13 protein-coding genes are annotated in these 16169 nt (G+C 41.2%); 7 read left to right on the top strand and 6 right to left on the bottom strand.

What is annotated here, in order from left to right:
• Window positions 1–5: 5 nt before the first annotated feature.
• Entirely contained in the window at window positions 6–506 is a 501-nt protein-coding gene (locus FRZ54_RS05050; RefSeq protein WP_147030557.1) for an RNA polymerase sigma factor, read from the bottom strand.
• A 179-nt stretch (window positions 507–685) separates the two neighbouring features.
• On the bottom strand, window positions 686–913 hold the full coding sequence (locus tag FRZ54_RS05055; protein WP_147030558.1) for a helix-turn-helix domain-containing protein: 228 nt from the start codon (window positions 911–913) through the stop codon (window positions 686–688).
• 306 nt (window positions 914–1219) lie between these two features.
• On the opposite strand from FRZ54_RS05055, the gene FRZ54_RS05060 reads away from it, so the two are divergent.
• The 5 genes from FRZ54_RS05060 (at window position 1220) to FRZ54_RS05080 (ending at window position 11774) form a co-directional block, all read left to right on the top strand.
• Complete coding sequence (locus FRZ54_RS05060) at window positions 1220–2275, top strand: GmrSD restriction endonuclease domain-containing protein (protein WP_147030559.1); 1056 nt, start codon at window positions 1220–1222, stop codon at window positions 2273–2275.
• Entirely contained in the window at window positions 2272–3108 is an 837-nt protein-coding gene (locus FRZ54_RS05065; protein WP_147030560.1) for an SIR2 family NAD-dependent protein deacylase, read from the top strand. Before FRZ54_RS05060 ends, FRZ54_RS05065 begins: the two co-directional genes overlap by 4 nt.
• A gap of 352 nt (window positions 3109–3460) precedes the next feature.
• Entirely contained in the window at window positions 3461–6379 is a 2919-nt protein-coding gene (locus FRZ54_RS05070) for a tetratricopeptide repeat protein (RefSeq protein WP_147030561.1), read from the top strand.
• 515 nt (window positions 6380–6894) lie between these two features.
• Entirely contained in the window at window positions 6895–10554 is a 3660-nt protein-coding gene (locus tag FRZ54_RS05075) for an ABC transporter permease (RefSeq protein ID WP_147030562.1), read from the top strand.
• Between the two features lie 842 nt (window positions 10555–11396).
• Window positions 11397–11774 carry a hypothetical protein gene (locus tag FRZ54_RS05080; RefSeq protein WP_147030563.1) on the top strand — a complete coding sequence of 126 codons (378 nt, stop codon included), beginning with the start codon at window positions 11397–11399 and terminating at the stop codon, window positions 11772–11774.
• 295 nt (window positions 11775–12069) lie between these two features.
• Here the strand turns inward: FRZ54_RS05080 and darG are convergent, their stop codons facing one another.
• The 3 genes from darG to FRZ54_RS24345 all read right to left on the bottom strand — a co-directional run bounded on the left by darG (window position 12070) and on the right by FRZ54_RS24345 (window position 14214).
• Window positions 12070–13113 carry a type II toxin-antitoxin system antitoxin DNA ADP-ribosyl glycohydrolase DarG gene (gene darG, locus FRZ54_RS05085; protein ID WP_147030564.1) on the bottom strand — a complete coding sequence of 348 codons (1044 nt, stop codon included), beginning with the start codon at window positions 13111–13113 and terminating at the stop codon, window positions 12070–12072.
• 1 nt (window position 13114) lies between these two features.
• Window positions 13115–13753 carry a type II toxin-antitoxin system toxin DNA ADP-ribosyl transferase DarT gene (gene darT / locus FRZ54_RS05090; protein ID WP_147030565.1) on the bottom strand — a complete coding sequence of 213 codons (639 nt, stop codon included), beginning with the start codon at window positions 13751–13753 and terminating at the stop codon, window positions 13115–13117.
• A gap of 320 nt (window positions 13754–14073) precedes the next feature.
• Entirely contained in the window at window positions 14074–14214 is a 141-nt protein-coding gene (locus FRZ54_RS24345) for a hypothetical protein (protein WP_187359748.1), read from the bottom strand.
• Window positions 14215–14452: 238 nt separating this feature from the next.
• Here FRZ54_RS24345 and FRZ54_RS05095 point away from each other — a divergent pair, with 238 nt between their 5' ends.
• The gene (locus tag FRZ54_RS05095) at window positions 14453–15046 is read left to right on the top strand and encodes a dihydrofolate reductase family protein (RefSeq protein ID WP_147030566.1); all 594 of its coding nucleotides are present in this window, start codon (window positions 14453–14455) and stop codon (window positions 15044–15046) included.
• On the opposite strand, the gene FRZ54_RS05100 is transcribed toward FRZ54_RS05095, so the two are convergent.
• Window positions 15043–15603, bottom strand: coding sequence for a dihydrofolate reductase family protein (locus tag FRZ54_RS05100; protein WP_147030567.1), 561 nt, complete (start codon window positions 15601–15603; stop codon window positions 15043–15045). The genes FRZ54_RS05095 and FRZ54_RS05100 overlap by 4 nt on opposite strands.
• A 160-nt stretch (window positions 15604–15763) precedes the next feature.
• On the opposite strand from FRZ54_RS05100, the gene FRZ54_RS05105 reads away from it, so the two are divergent.
• Window positions 15764–16141: a Dabb family protein gene (locus FRZ54_RS05105; protein ID WP_147030568.1), complete on the top strand. Its 378-nt coding sequence runs from the start codon at window positions 15764–15766 to the stop codon at window positions 16139–16141.
• Window positions 16142–16169: the final 28 nt, after the last annotated feature.

Consider the following 16169-nt stretch of genomic DNA (forward strand, 5'->3'; position numbering starts at 1 on the left):
AATTTTTAGTTTAAAAGAATAATGCGTGCTAAGCGAATGATGTCCGATCTAAGCTTCTTTACCATGCTATCGGAAATGCCCAGCTTTTTTGCTGTTTCGATTACGGTGTACCCTTCCAACATGGAGTAAAATACAGAAACTGAATGTTTGTGTTTTTGGGAACAGGCTCGCCTAAGCAATTCGACAGACTGTCGATAAATTACTTCTTGTTCCGGAGTTGCATAATCTGCTATAAGCGGATTATCAATTTCTTCATCACCATTTTCACTGAGCATGTACAGCGAAATAATTGAGGGGGAGTTTGGCTTGTTTCTCCTCAAAGTTCGTTTGGCATCATTTACCACTCGAAAATAGAAGTTTGGACCAACCACTCTGTCTGTATTCAGAGCGAAATCTAAAGCAATTTCATATACTTTAGAATAATAAGCACTATCACAGTTGGATAGCTGCTTTTGCAGGCGTTTAATTGTTTCGGTGCGCCATTCACCTTCATTGTTTTTGATCATGTTTGTTTTGTTGTGACCGACACACCCATACGGTGCATGCCAATCCGATTAAAAATGATTCAATAAGAAATAAAGAACTTAATATGAGTAAGGACAACAATTCGTGTGTTGGTTACCTTATTTCGAATTATAAAGGTGGCGGTATTAAAAAAAGTGGGCAATCGCCTATAGGAAAGTATCTATAGGGGCTTTTTCGGAAGAAAGTCCTGAGGGCTGCATTTGAGAATTATAGCAAGTAAGTTCAGGTGCTTAATGTTATAATGTGTGGCGTATCTACCACTTTCCGCTTTGCCTATAAAGCTCAGAGACACATCCAGCTCATTTGCAAGAGCTGCTTGGGACATATTTAGCTCTATTCGCCGCTCTCTGACTTTATTAATTACATAATTATCGATTTCGGACTTCATGTGCTTTCCTATAGGAAAGTAAAAGTCAAGTAACTTAGCTCAATAAACAATCACCTATAGGAGAGTGCTATCAATTGAGGTGGGGTTAAGGTGCTTAATTAATCAAATGGAATTGTGTTAAATGCAACGGCTTCATCATAGGGAATCCTGTTGTGCCATTTATGTCTCCGAATAACGTTATTGAGAAATTTCCAACGACTCGTTTATGCTTGGCTATCCTGCAAAACAAAGAATACGTTTTTTGACTACTCTTGTAAATGATTTTTAATACCTTTATTGATACACAAACCTTACGGCAGTTTTTCAATGAAAATAATTCCTGAAGTCTGGACGATCCGAAAACTAATAGAACTTCGTCCACTGATTGACCCAAGACCGCAATATCAACGGACTGCAGTTTGGTCAAGATCGAAACAGAAATTGCTTATTGATTCAATCCTTCGTGGGTATGATATTCCCAAGTTTTATTTGCGTAAAACACCTCCTGAATCAAGTTTCAAATATGAGGTAACAGATGGGCAACAAAGAATGATTGCAATTTGGGAATTTGTTGATGGAGTATATCATTTGGATGAATCAATGATTGGATCAGTGAATACTTCCAATCTGACTTACACAGGGTTAGAGGCAATTTCCAGTTTTCGTTTAGGCTTTGTCAACTATAAGCTCAATATATCAACAATTGAGCAAGCATCGCAAGAAGAAATAAGAACTTTATTTGCTCGGTTGCAAATGGGAGAAAGATTAAACCCAGCAGAGCTTCGGCATGCGCTTGCAAGCAATATCGGCAATGCAATTGCATCAATAGTAGAGAATAATGAGTTTTTCAGCGACGATTGTAAAATCTCTAATACGAGGTATAAACATCAGGACTATTTGGATAACGCTCTAACGCTTTCAAAATATGATGGTGCTCGAAGTGTGAAGGCTGTTGATATGAAGCATCTATACACTGAGTTTGCTTCTACTGCCCTGACGGGATTGCAGCCGCTAATGCAGAATACAGATCGGGTTTTAAGGTTTATGAAGGAAATAAATCGACACAAAAAAGGTATTTTTAAAAATAAATGGGCATTTGTTGATGTCTTCTATTTATTATTTAAAAATCTTGCAAAAATAGAAAATGTACACAGCCGGATTTTTGCGGATTCATTTTCGCAATTTGAAATTTTGCGGCGACAACATAATGCCAATCCCGAGGCGCTCATTGAAAACAAGCGTAGCCTTGATTATGACAAGGATTTATATGATTATATTATTGCATTTAAAACCGCTGGAGCGGAAAAAGGCAACGCATTAATTAGATATCGAGTAATGCACAACAAATTCTTGAATGATACCAACTTTATATTTATAAAATGACCTTACCTCCTAAATTAGTTGAATCTTACAAAAACGGTTCATTTGGCATCTATATTGGGGCAGGTATGTCTCGGGCCGCCGGACTCCCCGACTGGAAAACATTTTTGGGAGAACTGATCGATTTTGCAAAAGACAACAATTTTGTAGACACCGGTAAACAAGCAGAACTTCATTCTTTGATATCAATTCCATCAAATTACTTATTAGTAGCCGAAGAATTGAAGGATATTCTAGCTTCGGACCTTCCCAAATATATAAAGCAAAAATTTGACGATAAAAAACTGAAGCCTACTGACACTCTTTGTAATATCGTTCAGCTAAATCACAAATTTATAATAACGACGAATTACGATACACTAATTGAAAAAGCTTATGCCAAAGTATATTCTGATATTCCGAACCCATTAACATATAAGAACGCGAGTGCGATAAACTATAATATTCTGAACAATCAAGAATTTATTTTAAAAGCTCACGGCGATGCCAAAAGTTCTCCAAACGAAATAATTCTGACAGAAAAAGACTACCGTAACATTATATTTAAAGAAAAGGGATATCAAAGCGTATTACATGTTCTATTTTCAACATGTAATATTCTTTTTTTAGGTGCGTCATTGCAAGATCCAGAGTTAAAGTTGCTATTAGGATATATACACAATATATTTCACGGTGGTTCACCGGACCATTTCGCACTTATCAACAAAGATCAGATTACCCAGACTGAAAAAGATAGATGGCGCAAAGACTATAATATAAACGTCTTAACATATGACCCAGTAGATAATCACAAGCAAATAGATGACTTCATTGCAGAAATCAAAGCCATTAGTTAAGATTCAAATTTAGACTCTTGAAGCCTAAGGTATTTGATATCGGCACAAAGGAATTCCATTAAGATACGTTTATTCTTCGGCTTATACTTTTAGTTCGCCGCTCAATAATATTCATTATTACATCTGTGCGCGAACGAGTTTGTCAAACATTAATATCACCACCGTGCATGTCCAGCAAGTAATTTATTTCGCTTATTTGGTAAGGCCCTCAATTCCTAGCGCTTCTAACTCGACGAGTGAAAAAATACCCTTTATTAGCATTGAATCGAATGGCTAATTTAGTGTCCATAATTTTCGGTTAATAATTTTTCAATTCAATTTGTCTATGTTTACCAAGACCTAAATTAATTATATGTCCGCACAATTACTTACCGATACGCAAGCAGCGAAGTGGCTTGGAATAACGAAGGAATTGCTATACGCGTATGTAAGAAATGCGCCGAAAAAGCACCTTGGACATGACCGAAAGCTGGTAACGATTGTTAAAGAAAGTAAAAATTATTTTGCGGTAAGTGACCTTCGGGATTTCGATAAGTATTTAAGAGAACCGTGGTCTGCGCCTGGAGATAAACGACCAGAAATACCAAAATACATAAAGGAATATTTAATAACCGAGATCGGAGGGCAGTGTCCGATAACCGGCAAAGGCGCACCATTGGATAACGCGCATATCGAAGATTATGCGGTATGTTTTAGTCATCATCATCACAATCTAATTCGAATCGCCAAGGACGAGCATACAAAAGCTGACCAGGGGATAATTCCAAAAGAGCTGTTATGGCAGCATAAACAACGACTAGTTGATCAAATTAGGAGAAAATTGAGTGTCGAGGACAATGCTTTTCAATCATCTTTGAAGCCTCCTTTGCCTCATCAGCTATTTTTGGGACGAACGGCTGACCTGGAATATCTTACGGCTTTGATGGAAACTGAGCGGATGATAGTAATCCAAGGCATCGGCGGTATTGGCAAAACACAATTAGTGTTAAATGCACTTTCCAGCGTAGGCTATCACAATCCGGTTTTATATTTTAATATCGAAACGGTGACAGATGTGAAGGATTTGATCATACTTATGCAGAACGGCATTTTCGAGATCACTGGAAAACAAGGCAGCAAACTTTTTATAGAAGAATTGAGCGATACGCCGATCACTTTCATTTTTGATAGCCTTGAAAAGTTACTTATTCCATTTAGAGATGAAATAGAGGACGTCATAACAGATCTGATGACCAAAACTACTGAAGTTCAACTCATCGTTACTACACAGGTCGACCTGTCCCTTTTTGATCACCAGCAGCATACCATTCAATTGACTGGAATTGACGATGGCCATGCACTATCAATCCTGCGATATTTATTACCTGCCCATCTTTCGTTGGACGGAGATGATGTTTATTGGATAACCGAATTTTGCAACGGGCACCCCTTGTCGTTAAAACTAACGGCCTCGCTGATTAAATTTTGGGCCGATGCAAAAAAAGCAATAACAAAAATTCGGGAGCACCATATCGTTGAACAACCGTTGCGCCGGATACAAAATAAAGGAACATCCCTCGAACGCTGTTTATCTACAGCTTATGACTGCCTGACCACTGAAGAGAAAAAGTTTCTATTCATCGTCCAATGCCATCCCGCCGGTGTAAACATCAATAGGTTTAAAACCTTTTCGAAAGACCCACAAATAGATCACCATATCGCTTCAGTAAATCAATTCTTCTTTCTGGAATCAGATTTCGATGAACTTGAATTTGAAAGGATTTCTATTCCTAACCCGGTACGGCCATTTTTGAACGCTATGGCCGAGAAATTCGAAGGTGGTATTGAGGAAATACAGGTTGAAGCGTACGGTCAAACAATGGCCGAGGCGGTTTTCTTTGATGCATTCTTCGTCGAAGGTTGGAAAGATGGTCCGCCGGCGATTGGGATCATAAAATTGGATGATGAGTTACCAAATATTTTGGAAGCATTTCATAACTCGGAATTAAGAATCAAAGATCTAACACGAATAGAAAACGAGGTGCAAAGAAAATATACCTCAATAGTTATTGGCATTTCTACAGCGATGGGAAAATTCTGTTTCACCAGAGGCTATTTCGAATACGGGATCATGTTTGCAAAGGCTGGCATCAGAGTTAATTTACTGTTGAATGAAATTGACATTGTCGCTCAGCAATATATGTACCTCGCGCAGATCTATGAGCGCCAATTTGATCTGAAGAACTTCGAGGCGACTATTGCAGAAATGGAAGTTATCACAGCGCGTACTGGAAATAAAAACATGCTGGTTAATATTAATTGGGCCAAAGGGCGTTTTGCGATGGAGCATAAAAATTGGGCTGTTGCAAAAAAACATTATAAGACGGCATTGGGCCTTATGAGTAAAGATAATGCCAAGTCTGCTGACAACCGGGGCTCAAAAATGATAGGAGATTTTGATCAGTCAACAAAGCAAGGCAACACGGCATTGCTGAATAGTGAGATGGGCAAGGTATATGAATTCTCGGGCGAACTGAAAGAGGCAATTGTTTATTATAAGCAGGCCGTAGAGATACAGCAAAAGTTAAGTGATGAGACTAATCTTTTAAGTACCTATCACCATTTAGGTTTTTGCTTGATACACACGGGGGCAATGGATGAAGGGTTAGACCTGCTCTTCAAAACGGTAGAAGGATTTTACAGGAACCGGCAATATGAATACCTTGCTAATACCTTATCCGAACTCGGCAGGATTGTCGTCAGACGACCTGACCTACTCAGTAATTTACTGTTAGACGAGGAAAAAATAGATGTTGCCCTCGAAGCTACTTGTTTTCAACTACAAGAAATCTATGAACGATTGATCAGCCAAATGGATCAGCGTGCCGCATTAGAGGGGGTACCTAATCCGTTGCAAGGTAAGATTCTGTATCTGACAATGTTGGTTGGCGTCACTCCGTTCAGGGCAGCTTTGTGGCATCACATAGCGCCATTATTTGAACTTATGAAAACGGAAGAGGGAGAGCCGGATATCCTATTGGTCGTTCTTACTTTAGGCTATGTAGTTGGTGGGTTTGATGACTGGAAAACACAACCTATCAAGGAAGAAGTAATCAGCCAACTTTATCGTATTTGCCTGATCATCAACGGCGGACCGGATCTCAACGGCAAAACGGAGATATTTCAGTGGCTCGCATTTTGGATGAATTTGGTAGGATTGACGCAAGACATATCTGCACAGGAGCTATTTAATGAAGCGTTAAATAGTTTGACAATAAACAGGGGCTTATAACGAGTTTCCTAGTACTCCAGGATAGCACAGGATTGTGTCTAATGTGAATTCTAAATTCATTCCCGCTTTGCAATGAAAAATATTTTGTATTTTTGAATTGAAAAGGAAATGTAATTGCTCTTAGACATGAAGTAAACTATCATGCAGGCAAAAGCTTTCGATAATGCAACACAAAGTTCTTAAAACAAATTATTTTTAATCGCGCCATTCGTGGAGTTGATTTAAAAAATATAATTAAGCTACTGGAAATCAGTCCATTTATTATATGGTTCGATTCCCCTACGGGCTACAAAGCCTCCATCGAAAGTTGGAGGCTTTTTTTGTCCGGTCGATTATTTTGGTTATGCGATAAGCGCAGGCAGTTCAAATTTAGTTCCTCCAGGTAATCTTATATGCCGTGCAAAAACGAACAGTCAGATGTGCGCTTTTATTACAACCTCCCCAACGTTGCGATATTAATTTTCAATATATCAGTACATTAGCTATTTGGAATAACGTTTGAGTTATTTGATACCTTGAATCCATATACATTCCATATCACCCTGTATGATGCTGCGTTCTTTGGAACGTTGTTTATCGGGCTGACTTTCGCCCTTTTGCTATGGTTCACTCAAAAGATTAATAGGGCAGCAAACCGGATGCTTGCCCTTGCCCTGGCGGTTGTCCTTTTGTGGATAGCCCGGATATTGGGTATCGACATCGGGCTGTCGGCTTACATACCCGGTTGGAGCCTGCTGCCGCTGCAATTTTCGCTGGCCTTGGGCCCGCTCATCTATTTTTACGTGCTTAAAATAACCCGGCCGGAATATAAATTCCGAGCTGAAGACCTGCTGCATCTCAGTCCTTTATTATTGGAACTAAGCGCTTACGTTTTAGAAATGATAGCAAGCATTAAAACCGGGGCAGCTACTTATGATACATCGATATTTCATCGATTGAACCCTATACTACAGCTACTGGCATTCATTTCGGTTATTATTTACCTGTACCGGTGCCGTATGCTGATCAAAGATTTTTATAATGAGCTGAAATTTACCTGGGGCGACCGCTATCGGCACGCGCTGCAATGGCTGCATCAGCTGGTGACAGCTTTCGGGATTTTATGGCTGTTTTGGATACCCTTGGCGGTGTTCGGCTATTTTTACCAGTTAGGTGCACAGGTTTTTTATCCATTGTATCTTCTTTTAGCGGTAACGGTCATCTGGATAGGGGCCGCAGCCTTTTTAAGACAAGAAACGGGCATGCCGGCAGATACTGTACCGATTTTAAAGCCATTACTGTCCGCGGAACTAAGGCAAAAGGGCATTTGGCTGAAGAAGGCAGTTAAAGAAAACCGCTATTACCAGGACGCGGAACTAAGCTTAGTTTCGCTGGCTGAAAAGCTTGGCTTGACTACCCATGACTTATCCCGGATCATCAACACCGTGCTCAAAAAAAGTTTTAATGATTTTATAAACGAGTATCGCGTTGCAGACGTCGTCCGGAAAATGCAGGACGCTGCTTACGACCACATCACCCTGCTGGGTATTGCGTACGAGTCTGGGTTCAATTCCCAAAGCAGTTTTAACCGCATTTTCAGACAAATAACCGGGAAGAGCCCGGTGGAATATAAAAATGAGCTTAAAAAGGAGCAATCATCTTATAAGTTGGGCAGCTATTCCCAATTTGCGCCGGTAAATTCGAATCGTGAAACCGCTCCAAAGTGGTCGCACGAGAAATTAACCCGCAATTATATGTTTAAAAATTATTTCAAAATAGCGCGGCGCAACCTGGTGCGCAACAAAAGCTATACTGCTATTAATGTTACCGGACTGGCCGTAGGTATTGCCGTTTGTATGGTGATCTTTATCATTATACAATACCAAACAAGCTTCGAGAGTTTTCAAACCAAAAAGGACCGTACCTATCGGGTACTGACCGAATACCACAGCACCGAATCGGGCGAAGTATCCTATGGAAAAGACCTTCCTTTTCCCTGGCCGATAGGGTTGAAAACATCTTTCCCGCAAATAGAAGAGGTGGCCCCCATCTTCGCCAGCCACGATGATCAGCTGCAGATAATTGGCAATAACGGGAATACCGAAAAAGTATTTAAGGAGCAGCACGGCGTATTTTTTACGAAGCCCTCCTTCTTTAAAATATTCGACTTTCCGCTGCTCGACGGGACTTATGCTTCGTTAAAAGACCCGAACAATGTGCTGCTTACCAAAGCGATGGCTGAAAAATACTTCGGCGACTGGAAAACAGCAATGGGTAAAACCATTAAAATGCAGGTAGGCGGCTATATGTTCGAACATGGCACGGATGTGGTAACAGTCTCGGGCATTTTGGCCGACATACCCGCAAACACCGATTTCCAGTTAAAAGTTGTGGTGTCTTTTGGAACAGGGTTTACCGGCGACTACCTGGCCAGCTCTCACGACTGGAATACCACGGTGTCGGGTTTTGGTTGCTATATCTTGTTGCCGCCTAATACTGCTATAGGCAATTTTAACCAGCAGCTAAGTGCGTACTCCAGGCGTGTGGAATCTGCCGGCAATAAGGATAGCCATACCATACAACCCTTAAGTGCGGTGCATTATGATGCCCGGGTGGGTAATTACAGCGGCAAAACCGTTAGCCATCAATTGCTCAACGTGTTGTGGCTCATCGCGGCATTTATCCTGCTGATCGGCTGCGTAAACTTCATCAACCTGTCCACTGCCCAGGCCGTAAACCGGGCCAAGGAGGTTGGCGTACGAAAAGTTTTGGGCAGCAATAAATCGCAATTACAAACCCAATTCATCGTCGAAACATTCCTCATCGTTATCAGCGCAGTGGTGTTTGCGGCGGTTATTACCTGGCTCTCTTTAAACGCTGTGGGCCGGCTTTTGGACCTTTCACTTTCGTTTAACCTAATCACCGATCCGGCTATTATATTATTCCTGTTAGCCGTAACCGTTGTTGTAACCGCGCTTGCCGGCTTCTATCCTTCCATCGTTTTATCACGCTTTAACCCGGTTACTGCCTTAAAGAGCAAGCTTGCATCAAATTCAGGTGGTATCTCCCTGCGCCGCGGGCTGGTCGTTTTCCAGTTCATCGTTGCACAGGTGCTCATCATCGGCACGCTCATTATTGTGAAGCAGATGGATTATTTTATGGACCAGCCCCTGGGTTTTGATAAAGACGCCGTTGTTACCATTCCTTTCCGGGTGGATACTACGCTTATGAACAAAATGGAGTATTTGAAACGGCAACTATTGTCGACCAACGGCGTGCAAACCGTAAGCTTAAATACCAATACCCCGGTTGAAAATGGTAATGATACGTGGAGCGCCTTGAAATTTGACCACGCTGTGAAAGAAACCGATTTTAAGGCGATCACCAAGTTTGCCGACGAAGAATATGTGCCCGCCTATAAGCTGCCCCTGGTAGCCGGAAGAAATCTGCGCCAATCGGATATGACTACCGAATTTTTAGTGAACGAAACACTGGTGAAAAGCCTCGGGCTAAAAAAGCCAGAGGACATTATAGGCAAAGAAATAAGTATTTGGGACGACCAGATAAAATGCCCGGTTGTAGGTGTATTGAAAGATTTTAACGACCGGTCCTTTCGCGATCATGTAGCGCCATTGATCATTACGCAGGACAAGGCCATGTACAACCAGCTCGCCATTAAGCTGTCGACCACGCACCTGGCTACTACCATGCAATTGGTTAAAAAGGTATTCGACCAAACCTATCCCGATTATGTTTTTGAATACCGGTTCCTGGACGAAAAGATAGCCAGCTTTTACAAACAGGAAAGCCAGTTATCGCAGCTGTACAAAATTTTTGCGGTCATTGCCATATTCCTCAGCTGCCTTGGCTTGTATGGTTTGGCCTCGTTTATGGCCGTGCAGCGGATAAAAGAAGTGGGCATCCGGAAAGTATTGGGCGCCAGCGCAGGTAATATCGTTTACTTGTTTTCCAAAGAGTTTATCGTACTCATAGCCATTGCCTTTGCCATTGCTACCCCCATAGCCTGGTATTACATGCACCAGTGGCTGCAGGATTATGTTTACCGCATAAACATCAGTTGGTGGTTGTTTGCCGCGGGTGGCCTTGCTTCCATCCTGATTGCACTGGCAACCATCAGTTTCCAGGCGGTGAAAGCGGCTATGGCGAACCCGGTGAAGAGTTTGCGTTCTGAGTGATGGAGCAGAAAGCTTAAGGCGGAAAGCATAAAGCTTTTTTTTAAGCGGAAAGACTAACGCTTAATGCAAAAAGCTATAAATCGCTTTCCGCTTTGGCCTTTCTGCTTTCAGCTTAAAAAGCGTTCCGGGGTGAGATACGGGACGCATTTTTGCATTGGGCGCCCGGGCGGGCTGTCCGCTCATACTGCACGGGCATTAGTCACGAGGCCGGTATACATTGCTGTGCTCTGGCGCGGGGGTAGTTGAGGCACACGCAGCACGTGTGTGCCAGCGGGGAGCGCAGCATACTCGCGCCGGTTGGAGAGCTTGTCGTACAATAGAGATCGTGCATAAAACATTGGTCACGAGTATGCTACTTCTTGGCTAACACTACATACTCGCGCCAAGTCGGGGTAATATTCAAATATTGCTGAACTTTGCCCAAGCAGCATTTGGTTAGCAAACGCCAACGAGATGAGAGACAGGAATTAAGTATTATTAGTTATATTTAAAGTATGAATAATCCCCTTTTACTTATACTGTTTTTTAGTAGGACAATTCGGGACAGCTTTTTTATTGAGTTTTTTTAACCAAAAAGGTAGAAACCTTGCTGATAAAGGCGATATAGAAAACTTAACAAAGGTTGTTGAAGAAGTAAAAACAAGTTTAGTCAGGAAAATGAGCATTTAAGAGCAGGGCTATCTATTCTTGTTGATAAAAAGGCTAAGTCATTTACTCAAGAACAACAAGCTATAATTGCATTCTACACTGAGGTTAATAAATGGATTTGGGAAAAAACAAAAATATCTATTCATGAATATTGGATTAATGACATCGAAAAATTGAATAAAAAAATAATTGAGATGAACCAAACTCATGATAAAGTAAACATTTATAATGGGGTTATGGATTTATTAGTAAATGATATCGAACTTAACAGAAAAGCCGATGAGCTAATTTTAGAAGCTTTAAAGCTTCATCAATTTGTTGAAGTAAAATACAAATCACTAAAATCAGCGTTGGTTGGGTTAAATATGCACATGCCGAATATTAGTATGGGTAATTTAAGGAAAATGAGTGCGGAAATAAAAGACTTCGTTACTAATCAAATTAAAGATTATGAAAAAACCAAGGATGAGGCTATTAAAGATTTTTACAAGCAAAGGGGTGAATATTTTAAGCCCGTAATGGAAAAATTACATGGATTTAAGATTTTGGCTAAATTATACTTATTGAAATAATTAAGAGTAGAGATAATCATTGACTAAAAATACTTTTTACTATTTCAAGACCCTTTTATTTTTTTATAGTTTGGTGTTTTCTGGAAATATATCTGATTTAAAAACACCTTCTACAAAAATTCCTTACGCTGTTCATAGACTCTGCCTACGAATGGGCTAAGCCCGTAGTATTATAATACAGGCATAATAGTCCTAAGTTTGGAAACCTTGGACAACGGGAATGCATTGTTATGTTTTCTCAGAGTTTACTAGTAACAAGCTCATCGAAAGCAATAAAATTACTTTGACCACGCTCCTATTTAATCAATAATTTGGTTTTGTATACTTGTAAGTGATTGTATGCTTTTTCAATGCTTTCAAGTCGAAAAAGCTCTTTCTTGCGTCGGGTCCACATTGCATCAGCTACTTGATTGACGGTGTAAAAAGGATGTTTTGACATAATGAAATCAACCGAAGCAAGAATTTCCAAAGATAGCTCAGACGTAAAGTTCTTCAAAAAAATTAGCAATTGGTTTAAACGATCCCTGTCTTCTGGCTGCATTCTTGCTACATAATCATTCACCATTTCCCATTTCTGATAGTTCAGCTTTAAGGGTTCAAACGGTTTAGCTTGGCCTTGTTCTAACCCTTTTAAGTAGGTTCCATTTAAATGATAAAGTACCTTCTCCACGCCAACGGCATAGGGGCCATAATGATGGGCTCTGAAATCCAATCGTAGTTTTTGTCCCATCCTTTGTAAGAAATAAGCAAGCTTATTCGCCGCAAAAAGACTGCTATACTCGCCAAAACTTTCAAATGCAAAAAGGCTGTAAAGTAAGGCTGCACGTGCGGGGGTCAGTTCGATATTTTTATTTACCTCCCGATTTTGTAATAATTCTTTGATTTCGGCATTCGGTTCAAAGATCTGGACGTCTACAGGTAAATCTTTCAGCGCTTCAACAATCATTGGTTTAACGATAACCCAGTTCAAACCACCGTTGCCTGCACCAAGTGGAGGAATTGCAATACTTTTTATGTCTTTATTTTTAATCTCTTCCCTTAGCGCAACAAGACCCTTTTCAATATATTCATATTTCGATGGTTGCCGCCAGTGGGTTTTAGTTGGGAAATTAACAATTAGCTTTTTTCCGTACAGTAAATGTTCATCCCAAACACTAAGTAATTTCCCTGGTTCTAGTTCTTTTCTTTTGCAAGCATCTATGTAAACACGATTATTATGAGGAAAAGCTTCTTTAAATTGCAAAGCGATTCCTTTACCCATTACACCAACAGTGTTAACAGTATTAACTAATGCCTGCGCATCAGATTTAAATAAATCGCCTGTCAAGGTTTGAATCATCTTAATCAAAAAAGTAAGGTTTATTGATATGTACTGGTATCATTTTACCAGCATCATTAACTTTATTTTGCGCCCAAGCTAACATATTATCACTATACACACAAATTGACTCAATACATGTTACAGGCACTGATTCGTATACTAAAAACTCTGCCTGGTACCGTCTTTGCCGGTCATAATCACCATCAGATTTTGAGAAATTGCTATTCTGTATGCAACTCCAATCGATTTCATTAAGATGATTAATATCTGCGAAATGCGTTGTCTCTTCATCATTAGCTTGACCATCAGTAAAAAACCACCGGTCTTGCAACACCAGTGTTTCTATTAAGCAACGCACGACAATAATCTCTTCTTTACTCCTCCTCGGTACTTTTGGTGCATAATATCCGGTAATTATATTATATAACATAATGGACCTTGGTGTAAAATAAAAAGGCACGTATTCGCCAATGAAACCATAGCCTGCTAAATTAATCTGCGTGGTGCTTCGTACGTCAATAATTTCTGGGTTTCCAATCGCGACAAATCCAGGATCAGCATTGGCGTGATTTTTATTCAATAAACCATAATTAAGAATATGCGAGAGATTGTCACGATGCGTAATGCGATAACAAAAAGTTCTATTTTTATTGATCATTTAGCCATCTGAAATTAAACATATTTTATGATATTCAAATGTAAAGCTGCATTTTCAATAAGCGTTATGTTCTTCTTTAGATTTACAAAATAACTCAAACGAATTTGTATTAGCAAAAGTCCGGTATGGTTGATAACCTATAATGGTTAACTTAAAGGGACAAGTTTATGTTTCGCGTCATCGGAGCGCTGCGTTTATTGTGGCAAACAGGCCACCTAGGTTCACCATAAAAAATACGGCAAATATAATATTGGAAAAGAGCCAAGACAATGGCTGGTCTCGGTTTGCAAGGATTGCCATGAGTCTAACACCAATAAAGGCTACCCCTTCACATACCCCAACACCACACACCCATTCTTCATCACCTTCGTATCCACCAACTCCATTTTAATGGTTTCATCCAGTTTGATATCATTAAACAACCGGGGACCCGTGCCTGCGATGACGGGGTGAATGACCACATACAATTCGTCGATCTAACCGGCCGAATAGATTTGTTATCAATCGCTTAAGTCAAAAACAAGCCCCAAAGCCAAACCGTATTAACCTTGCGGTGACCGATATTTGTCCCATTTCACCCTTGCTTTTGTCGTAATCAGGGGTTAAGCGCTGTGCTTTTTTCGTCGAATTTTACATCATGATTGAAACTAATCAGGAGTTTATTTTTTAAATCACAAAAACCAGGGAGGACAAATCATTATGAGAAAAATAATCGTTTTATCGTTTATCACCTTAGATGGCGTATCACAGGCACCGGGCGGACCGGAAGAAGATACTTCGGGCGGCTTTAAATACGGTGGCTGGACGGCACATTACGGCGACGAAACCGCTGCCGGGGTGATGCAAAAACAACTGGCCCCTGCCGACCTGCTGCTGGGCAGGAACACCTTTAAGATATTTGAATCGTACTGGCCATCGCATGGCGATTACTGGCCGGGCGTTAACGAGGTGCCCAAGTATGTTTTATCCAACACGGCAACCCGGTCGGATTGGAATAACGTTAACTTTTTGACCAGTGTGGCGGATATCGAAAGGTTAAAAAATTCGGAAGGCCAGGACCTGAAGATCTGGGGCAGCAGCAAGCTGGTACAGTTACTGCTGAAACACGACCTGGTAGACGAGTTCTGGCTCAATATTTACCCCATCGTGCTTGGGAAGGGGAAAAAACTGTTTGGCGACGACGCTATGCCGGCTGCGTTTACCCTGGTGGAGAGCACCGTTACGCCCACCGGGGTTATTATGACCAACTATAAAAAGGCCGGGGAAGTGAAGACAGGTACCGTAGGAGCTTAAACGCTGCCACGGCTTGTATAATGCAGGACGACGCAGCCGTTCTGCATTACTTTTGTATCAACCAACTCCATTTTAATGGTTTCATCCAGGCTGATATCATTAAACAACTGGGGGCCCGTACCTGCGATGACGGGGTGAATGACCACATACAATTCGTCGATCAAACCGGCGGCCATTAACTGGGAGCGCACCGTCATACCGCCGATGGATATCTTTTTGCCGGGCAGTTGTTTCAGTTTGCGGACCTCGTCCTCCAGTCCGCCGCAAATAATGCGCGGGCCTCCTTCCACCTGCTCCATGGTGCGGGATATGACGATGGTATCAATAACGGAAACCGTTTTCGCGTAGGCATTCGCCGCAGGCGTGCCGGATTGTGTTTTGGCCAGCTCGGGCCAGTAGGGTAGCATCAGCTCGTACATCTTGCGCCCGGTAATGGTCTGGTCCACATCCTGCATCAGGCCGTTAAAAAATTCAAGGATCTCCTCGCTGCCGGTCAGTTTGGTATGGTCGTAGCAACCGTCGATGGTGATATTTAAGCCACAAATAACTTTTCTCATGGGGTCGGGATAATTTCTGTCCCGCTAAAATAAAGTTTAAAAATAGCACTTGCATAAGGCGGATTGCGGCAAAAAGCGTGGCGTATCACGTCAACGACAACTGTTCCTCCGTTGCTGAAAAAAAACCTTGACAATTGATAATATAAGGGTAAGTTAGAACATGAAAAAGATAGTAGGTTGTATGCTGCTTATTGCGATCATCTCGGTTAACGCAAAGGCTCAGTCTGTAAATAAACAATTGAAGCACGTGGTTTTATTTGGCTGGAAAGCAGGCGCAGACAGTGCGGCTATTAGCCGGGTTGTGACGGCGTTTAAAGCGCTGCCGAAGCAAATTAATACGATCAAAAGTTTTGAATGGGGTGTAAACAATAGTCCCGAGCATTTGAACCAGGGGCTAACTCACTGCTTTGTGTTAACTTTTGACAGCGAAAAGGATCGCGACGCTTACCTGGTAAACCCGGCACACAAAGCTTTCACCCAGTTGCTGCCTGACATCATGGAAAAGGTAACCGTGGTCGACTATTGGGTAGAAAAGTAGCGGATGCCATTCAGGCTATACCCGCTTG

The sequence above is a fragment of the Mucilaginibacter ginsenosidivorans genome (assembly GCF_007971025.1).
GTDB lineage: Bacteria > Bacteroidota > Bacteroidia > Sphingobacteriales > Sphingobacteriaceae > Mucilaginibacter > Mucilaginibacter ginsenosidivorans.

Coding starts and splice junctions, on each gene's coding strand:
- FRZ54_RS05050 (WP_147030557.1), bottom strand. CDS start 506: ATGATCAAAAACAATGAAGGTGAATGGCGCACCGAAACAATTAAACGC.
- FRZ54_RS05055 (WP_147030558.1), bottom strand. CDS start 913: ATGAAGTCCGAAATCGATAATTATGTAATTAATAAAGTCAGAGAGCGG.
- FRZ54_RS05060 (WP_147030559.1), top strand. CDS start 1,220: ATGAAAATAATTCCTGAAGTCTGGACGATCCGAAAACTAATAGAACTT.
- FRZ54_RS05065 (WP_147030560.1), top strand. CDS start 2,272: ATGACCTTACCTCCTAAATTAGTTGAATCTTACAAAAACGGTTCATTT.
- FRZ54_RS05070 (WP_147030561.1), top strand. CDS start 3,461: ATGTCCGCACAATTACTTACCGATACGCAAGCAGCGAAGTGGCTTGGA.
- FRZ54_RS05080 (WP_147030563.1), top strand. CDS start 11,397: ATGAACCAAACTCATGATAAAGTAAACATTTATAATGGGGTTATGGAT.
- darG (WP_147030564.1), bottom strand. CDS start 13,113: ATGATTCAAACCTTGACAGGCGATTTATTTAAATCTGATGCGCAGGCA.
- darT (WP_147030565.1), bottom strand. CDS start 13,753: ATGATCAATAAAAATAGAACTTTTTGTTATCGCATTACGCATCGTGAC.
- FRZ54_RS05095 (WP_147030566.1), top strand. CDS start 14,453: ATGAGAAAAATAATCGTTTTATCGTTTATCACCTTAGATGGCGTATCA.
- FRZ54_RS05100 (WP_147030567.1), bottom strand. CDS start 15,603: ATGAGAAAAGTTATTTGTGGCTTAAATATCACCATCGACGGTTGCTAC.
- FRZ54_RS05105 (WP_147030568.1), top strand. CDS start 15,764: ATGAAAAAGATAGTAGGTTGTATGCTGCTTATTGCGATCATCTCGGTT.